Source organism: uncultured Corynebacterium sp., assembly GCF_937999985.1.
In the GTDB taxonomy this organism is placed as follows: domain Bacteria; phylum Actinomycetota; class Actinomycetes; order Mycobacteriales; family Mycobacteriaceae; genus Corynebacterium.
Genome location: NZ_CALLDG010000125.1, coordinates 1 through 7,077, shown reverse-complemented (window position 1 = coordinate 7,077; position 7,077 = coordinate 1). Strand labels below are relative to the sequence as shown.

Below are 7,077 nucleotides of genomic sequence, written 5' to 3'. Positions count from 1 at the left end.
CGCCCATCGCGTTGGCCCACTTCTCCGCCGTCTTCACGCGACCTGCGTCGGGCGAGACAACCACGAGGTTGTCCAGCGGGTACTTGGACTTGATGTAGTCCACCAGGATCGGCTGTGCGTGCATGTGGTCGACCGGGCCGTCGAAGAAGCCCTGGATCTGGTCCGTGTGCAGGTCCACCGAGACGATGCGGTCCGCGCCGGCGGCGGTGAGCAGGTCCGCGATCAGGCGGGCGGAGATCGGCTCGCGGCCGCGGTGCTTCTTGTCCTGGCGGGCGTAGGGGTAGAAAGGCAGGATCGCGGTGATGCGCTTGGCGGAGCCACGCTTCAGAGCATCGATCATGATCAGCTGCTCCATCAGCCAGTTATTCAGCGGCTGCGGGTGGGACTGCAGTACAAAGGCATCGGAACCGCGGACGGACTCTTCGAAGCGGACGAAGATCTCGCCGTTAGCGAAGTCGCGGGCGGTGGTCGGAGTGACCTCGATGCCCAGTTCGCGGGCAACAGCCTCCCCCAATTCCGGATGAGCCCTGCCGCTAAACAGCATCAGGTTCTTTTGATTGTCGATCCAGTGGGTGGTGGACACTTGTGCTTTAACCTTCCGGTCGAAGAGCTGGACTATTCATTTTTGTTAAGGCGCTCCCTATTTTAGGGCGAGCCCAGACATATCAACAAAAACCAGCGTAGCTTCCGTGCGCTACTTCTGGTCTGCCTGCGGTGTGGACGTTGGGGAACCGCCCTCCGCCACGCGCTTGGCTGCGGCCTCGCCGGCCTCCGCCGCCGGGGTTCCGGGGCGCTTCTTAGCCACCCAGCCCTCGACGTTGCGCTGCTTGCCGCCGGATACCACCAGCGCGCCCGGCGGCACGTCTTCCTTGATGACGGTGCCGGCGCCAGAGTAGGCACCATCGCCCACGACGACCGGGGCGATGAACATCGAATCGGATCCGGTGCGCACGTGAGAGCCCACGGTGGTGTGGTGCTTGTTCACACCGTCGTAGTTCACGAACACGCTGGAGGCGCCGATGTTGGAGTACTCGCCGATCGTTGCATCGCCGACGTAGGTCAGGTGCGGGACCTTCGAGCCGCGACCGATGTTCGCCTTCTTCGCCTCGACGAAGCCGCCGAGCTTGCCCTCTTCGCCCAGCACCGTGCCGGGGCGGACGTAGGTGAAGGGGCCTACTTCGGCGCGCGGGCCGATGGTGGAATCGAAGCCGTGGGTGCGCACCACCTGCGCGCCTTCGCCGACCGTGACGTTTTCCAGAGTGGTATCCGGCCCGATCTGCGCGTTATCGCCGATGGTGGTGTTGCCCAGCAGCTGCGTTCCCGGCAGGATGGTGACGTCCTGGCCGACCTGCACGTCTACGTCGATCCAGGTCGTCGCCGGGTCTACGACGGTGGCCCCGCCCCGCATCGCGGCGGTCACGGTGCGGCGGTTGAGTTCAGCGCCGGCGGCGGCAAGCTGTACACGGTCGTTGACGCCCGCGAGTTCCGCCGCGTCGGCGGCAATGTGGGCCCGAACGGGGTGCCCCGCCCGGCGGGCGATGCTCAGCACGTCCGTCAGGTACAGCTCGCCCTGGGCGTTATCCGTGTTCAGCTGCGCCAGGCCATCGCGCAGGATGGCCGCGTCGAAGGCGAACACGCCGGAGTTAACCTCGGTGATTGCCTTCTGCTTTTCCGTCGCGTCCTTTTCCTCCACGATGGCGGTAACCATGCCGTCGTTGGTGCGCAGGATGCGACCGTAGCCGGTGGGGTTGTCCTGGTTGACGGAGAGCACGGTAACGCTCGCCCCGTCGTGGGTGGCAGTAAGTTCCTGCAGGGTCTCCGGGGACAGCAGCGGCACGTCCGCGTTGGTGACCACTACGGTGCCTTCGAAGCCTTCCAGCTCCTCCATTGCGCACTGCACGGCGTGGCCGGTGCCGTTCTGCTCCTCCTGGATCGCCGTGTCGATGCTGCGCCCCAGCTGCTCGGCTACCTCTTCCACCGCCGGGCCGACCTGCTCGCGTCCGTGGCCGATAACAGCCACGATGCGGGCGGGGTCGATGCCCGCGGCAGCGTGCAAGCTGTGGGAAAGCAGGGTGCGCCCGCCAATGGAGTGTAGGGTCTTTTGGGTTGCGGACTTCATCCGCGTGCCCGCCCCTGCGGCCAGTACGATCACTGCCACAGGCTTGTCTTGGTCCTTTGGTCGAGCTTCGGGATTCTGAGCAGCATCAGTCACGTTGTTGGCATTCCTTACTTCCGGTTAAAAGCGAATACCAGCATAGCGCCGCTTGGCCGCCGGGTCGGGGAGGGGCGCCCGCGGGCGTTTAGGAAATCTTGTTTTTGCCCACCGATACTTCCGGCAGGGTCTTCGACAGCGCGGCGCCCAGCAGCCCGAAAAGCGCCAGCGCAGCTAGTGCAACCTCGGGGGAAGCCAGTGCCAACACACTGGTCAGCGCACCCACGATCAGAAGCAACACGCCCATCAGGGTGTTTGCCACCGATACGTAGCGGGTGCGTTGCGTGCCCTCTGCCATGTCCACGATGTAGGTGGAGCGGGCGACCCTAATCGCGGCGTGGGCAAGCGAGATGATGAAGAACGCGATGGGCAGCCACCACACCAGGGCGGTGGTCCACGCATGGGCGTCATTAAGCGAAGAAGCGTAGCCCAGTGCCACGGTGATGATCAGGACGATCGTCGCTAGCAGTGCGGCGCCGGACAGGGTGTTGCGGGAGCTCACGTCGGACAGTAGGCCGGAGATCCTGCCCGCGAGCAGTGAGGCCACGCCGGAGGCGATCACGAACGTTCCCAGGCCCGTGAAGATGGCGCTGGCCAGCGAGGACTCCTCCGTCACGCTCTGCTGGTTCGCCATCGTCACCAGGAACGTCGGCGACAGCGCGGAGGCCAGCAACAGCGAACGGACCAGCACGAAGCGCCTAAAGTCGCGGTCAGAACGCACGAGATCCACGATGTCGTCGAACACATCGCGTAGGTAGTTCGTGCCTTGTGGTAGCTCTTTTTGTTCTTGTTTAGTGACGCCCTCACGGATCCCCTTAAAGAGCCATGCGCTGGCCAGCCAGGCTGCGGTGGCGATGGCGAAGAGAATTGCGAAGAGGGTAGGGGTGAGCTCGCCCCGGGCGGCCTGAATGGCCACACCCACCAGGATCGCCACCGCGCCGGACAAGGTGGTGGCGAAGCCAGTCAGCCGCCCGCGGAAACCCTTGGGGACCGTGCGCCCCGCGATGTCCTTACTGGTCAGTGAAACCAAAGAGCGGCAGGTGGACAGCAAGGCGAGGGCGAACAGGATGATCAATCCGGCCAGCAGCCCGTCGGTCAGAAGCGCGGCGGCGACCATGATCGCACAGGCCAGCGCCTGGCCGAGCGTGCCGACAAGCATGAAACCCAGTCGCGAGGTCTTCGTCTGCAGCCACGGGCGGAACAGGGCCTGCGGCAGCATCGAACCGGACTCGCGGATCGGCACCAGCAGCGGAATGATCCACGCCGGGGCGGCGACGACTGACAGGAACCACGGCAGAACCGTCTTAGCGGAAACGATCTGATCGCCGATGTTTTGTGTGCCGAAGCCCAGGGAATAGCGGCCTGCGTTTTCCTCGACGTGCTTCAGGTCGCTCTCGGGTGGCGTGCCGATGAACTTCGTGGTGAATGTGTGCCAGAACTTGCTGGATTCTGTGTTGGACTTGCCGGACATGTATCGCCCCCCACCCTTCCAAATGAAAAAGCTCTCCCACCAGGACTCGAACCTAGTAGTAATCCGTGTCTGACCAGCTTAAACCATATGCCTGATGGTCAATCCACGACAATTCCACGACAAACACTACACGGCCTTGAGATGTCTTACACCAGCGAGCTCGCGATCCATGACCGCAGCGATCTCGTCAAGACCGTCATCGAAGAGCCCGGCATACCGGTTCAACGTCTCCGACGTGGACGCATGCCCAAGCTGCGCGGAGACGAGTTTAACGTTCGCCCCAGCCTGCACCAGCAAACCCGCAGCGACATGACGCAGACCGTGCACCGTCACACGCGGGAATGAATCATCGACACTTTGGCATTTCTTCACTGCCGAGAAGAACCAAGAATCATGCCCCGGAGCCATAAGGAACCCACCCTTAGTATTCGTCCACAGCAGCGCATCCGACGCACAGTTATTGGCACGGGCAGCAAGCTTGTCCAACACGAATCGAGAAACCGCCACAGAGCGCGCCTTATGCGTCTTAGGCGTCCCCAGCGTGACCGTATTGCCAGTCTTTGCCGCGTTTCTCGAAATGGAAATACGGCCTGCAGTGAAATCGATATCCATCGGACGAAGCGCCACAGCCTCACCCCACCGCAGACCAACAGTCCCCAATAGCAGCACCAAGTCTTCACGGTCACCACAAAGGGCGGCTAGCTCCCGAAGCTGTGTCATCGTCAGGTACACGTTCACGCCTGGTGAGCGCCGGGGGAGGTTCACTCCGCGTGCGGGGTTTCGCGCGATGAGGTTATCGTTCACGGCGATTTGTAGTATCTGGGAGAGCACGTTGTGTGCGTGGCGAGTCCAGGATGCGGAATAGGTCGATTCGCTAACCCACTGCTGCACCATTGACGGGCGTATGGACGTGACCCGGCAGCTTCCCCAGTATGGTTTCACGGTGCCGTTCCAGACCTGTGTGTACATCTCTTTGGTGGAGGGTTTGAGGTGACTACGTGTGGCTAGCCACGTAGTGGCGAGGTCGTTGATGGTGAGCTTTCCGCCCGTCGGGTCCAGCCAGCTTCCATCGTTAATGCTGACGGCGTTTTTGTCTGCCCATGCTTGAGCTTTGGCTTTGGTGGGGAACCCTTGTTTCGTTCGGTTCCTTCCGTCTGGGGAGCGGTATTGGACTCGCCACATGTGCCCGTTTTTCGTGGCGTACTTTCTGATGGAAGCCATGCTAGATTGTTCCTTGTCGGTATTTGCGCTGCTGACATTGTTGCCTCGGTTCTCCTTGACTTTGGTTTGGCAGGGGAACCGAGGCGCTGCCGTTTTCTACTGCATGTCGCGCAATGCGCGGCACCGCTTGCGGATAAGTTCCGCATGCTGATAGATATCGGTCACTCCAGATAGATCAAATTGGTGTTCGTTCTTGTCGGCATCGAAGATCACGATTCGAGGCACTTTGCGATCCATCCACAACCGGGCAATGGGCTTACGGTTGTTGTCCTGGTAAAGAACTGCACAGTAGGACTTGGCGTCACGCATGTCGATATCTTCTGCGGGAACCTCTGCGCAGCAGATAGCCCGAATGATATTAAACGCCTGGATTTCCTCCTCAGTCGTCACGATGCCGTCATCGGCAACAGCGATTTCTTCCTGGGGTTCGGTCGGTGCCTCAGCAGCAACCGTGGCAACCTCCTTTGGTTCATCGAGATTTTGAGCATCTTGCAGCCTACGGTTCGCTTCATCCTTGAGGAACTGGCTCTGTGCTGTGGTGACGAGCTTTGTGAATGTCTCCAGGTTTTGTGCTGTCATGCGACGGGTAGTGACACGAGCGGCAAGAGATCGCACCCAGTCAGCGTCAGGTGTCTTGAATTGCGACGACAATACCTTTTTGATTTCCGCAACATACTTCAGTTGCTCTGCACTTGCTGCAATGGTCTCGGAGTCGAAGCGGGACTTGGTGCACATCTCGAGATGGGGGAAAATCCGCGCGTCGACGTTGGAGAGGTTCAGCGTCATGAATGGTTTTTCGTCCATTCGATTCGCAGCGTCGAGCTGAGCATAAAACTCGTACACTTCGCCGTTTGTTAGGATCGCGAACTCTGTGTCGGTCACGTTGAAATAGCGGATGAGCTGATTCGCATGGTTGAGGCTGAGGGGCTCGCCGATCTTTTTACATTCGATGAGGAATCGGAAGTCGTCGCCAGATTTAATGGCGAAGTCGACCTTTTCACCCTTCTTGATACCGATGTCGGCGGTGTATTCGGGGATGACCTCACGGGGGTCTGTGACGTCGTAGCCTAGGACTGTTGAAATGAAGGGGATGATGAAGGCCGTTTTGGTTGCTTCCTCTGTTTCGATGATTGGTTTAAGCTCGCGAACCTTGGATGCGAGGGCGTAGATGGATTGGTCGATACTCATGCTGCTATTTCTTTCAGGACGTTGGGGTGTTGTTTGAGGTAGACCTCGAGGATGTGGGGTGTGACCTCGAGGTCGATGGCGAGGCTGTGGAAGTCGTTGCCGTGCCATGGGGCGAGGTGCCGCAGTTCGTCATCGTTGATGAGGAGTTTCGCGGCGAACCTGTCTGCCCGCGCTTCTTGGCGTCGGTCGAAGTTCTTGTTGCCGGTTTTCTGGTCGTTATACACGGCGTGGCCTAGCTCGTGGGCGAGAGTGGTCTTGTAGTCCCATACGGCCATGTCGCGCATGGTGGAGATCACGCGGCGGCTGGGGGAGTACCAGCCTTTGGGAAGGCCGTTGTGGTGTCGCAGCTCCACGCCCAGTAGCTTGGCAATGTCGTGCAGGTCATGGATCGAGGTCATGAACTACCTCCGTCGCTCTTCTTTGGCGCGGTATTGCCAGTGAAGATACTTGCCAAGAGAACAACATCAATCGTGACGAGGAACCCTGCTAGCCATTGTTGGCGCAGGTAAGTGGCGTAGGCTGCTAGAGCGAAAAGCGCAAGTACGACAATTGCGCCGACTATGAGCCCTCGAGTAGCCATTTTCCGAGGGTTATCAACTTCTGCCTTGCGAACGTAGTTGTCGGTTTCGATCGTTTGGCGGGTGGTTTGCAACCATGCTTCGTATACCTCAGGGGCTTTTTCACGAAGTTCCGCTGATGTGTCGGGATCAGGGTAGTTCTGGTTTAGCTGTTGTTGGACGAGTTGTGCGCTGAAGCTAACGTTTGCTGGAACTGCTGTCCCGTAGAGTGGCTCACCTGTTGGAAGGTTCTGCGGGGTGCCGGTGGGGGCATGAGGTTCTGGATGCGGTGGTACGTCGCGACGCCCCTCAGATCCAGGATGCTTCCGATTCCCGTCAGGAACGCCCGGCGTTTGGTGCTGGGGTTCATTGTTGTCATGATGCATACCATACCTTCCGTTATTGCTTGATGTGTGATTGTGCTGGTG

The 7,077-nt window shown here is 60.0% G+C and carries 7 protein-coding genes; all 7 read right to left on the bottom strand.

Annotated elements, in window-relative coordinates; all coding sequences use genetic code 11:
- A partial coding sequence (gene prs, locus Q0331_RS05950; protein WP_298075537.1) for a ribose-phosphate diphosphokinase occupies window positions 1-544 on the bottom strand: 544 nt, incomplete at its 3' end.
- A 150-nt stretch (window positions 545-694) separates the two neighbouring features.
- Entirely contained in the window at window positions 695-2,158 is a 1,464-nt protein-coding gene (glmU, locus tag Q0331_RS05945; RefSeq protein ID WP_298075536.1) for a bifunctional UDP-N-acetylglucosamine diphosphorylase/glucosamine-1-phosphate N-acetyltransferase GlmU, read from the bottom strand.
- Between the two features lie 142 nt (window positions 2,159-2,300).
- Window positions 2,301-3,683: an MFS transporter gene (locus Q0331_RS05940; RefSeq protein ID WP_298075535.1), complete on the bottom strand. Its 1,383-nt coding sequence runs from the start codon at window positions 3,681-3,683 to the stop codon at window positions 2,301-2,303.
- A 126-nt stretch (window positions 3,684-3,809) separates the two neighbouring features.
- Window positions 3,810-4,904 (bottom strand): site-specific integrase, encoded by a 1,095-nt coding sequence (locus tag Q0331_RS05935; protein ID WP_298075534.1) that lies wholly within the window; start codon window positions 4,902-4,904, stop codon window positions 3,810-3,812.
- A 96-nt stretch (window positions 4,905-5,000) separates the two neighbouring features.
- Window positions 5,001-6,092 carry a type I restriction enzyme HsdR N-terminal domain-containing protein gene (locus Q0331_RS05930; protein ID WP_298075533.1) on the bottom strand — a complete coding sequence of 364 codons (1,092 nt, stop codon included), beginning with the start codon at window positions 6,090-6,092 and terminating at the stop codon, window positions 5,001-5,003.
- A complete protein-coding gene (locus Q0331_RS05925; protein ID WP_298075532.1) occupies window positions 6,089-6,490 on the bottom strand; it encodes an ImmA/IrrE family metallo-endopeptidase in 402 nt (133 codons plus the stop codon). Before Q0331_RS05925 ends, Q0331_RS05930 begins: the two co-directional genes overlap by 4 nt.
- Window positions 6,487-7,077: hypothetical protein (locus Q0331_RS05920; protein WP_298075531.1), on the bottom strand; the 591-nt coding region annotated here is incomplete at its 5' end. The genes Q0331_RS05925 and Q0331_RS05920, both read right to left, overlap by 4 nt.

Coding starts and splice junctions, on each gene's coding strand:
- Q0331_RS05935 (WP_298075534.1), bottom strand. CDS start 4,904: ATGGCTTCCATCAGAAAGTACGCCACGAAAAACGGGCACATGTGGCGA.
- Q0331_RS05940 (WP_298075535.1), bottom strand. CDS start 3,683: ATGTCCGGCAAGTCCAACACAGAATCCAGCAAGTTCTGGCACACATTC.
- Q0331_RS05925 (WP_298075532.1), bottom strand. CDS start 6,490: ATGACCTCGATCCATGACCTGCACGACATTGCCAAGCTACTGGGCGTG.
- Q0331_RS05930 (WP_298075533.1), bottom strand. CDS start 6,092: ATGAGTATCGACCAATCCATCTACGCCCTCGCATCCAAGGTTCGCGAG.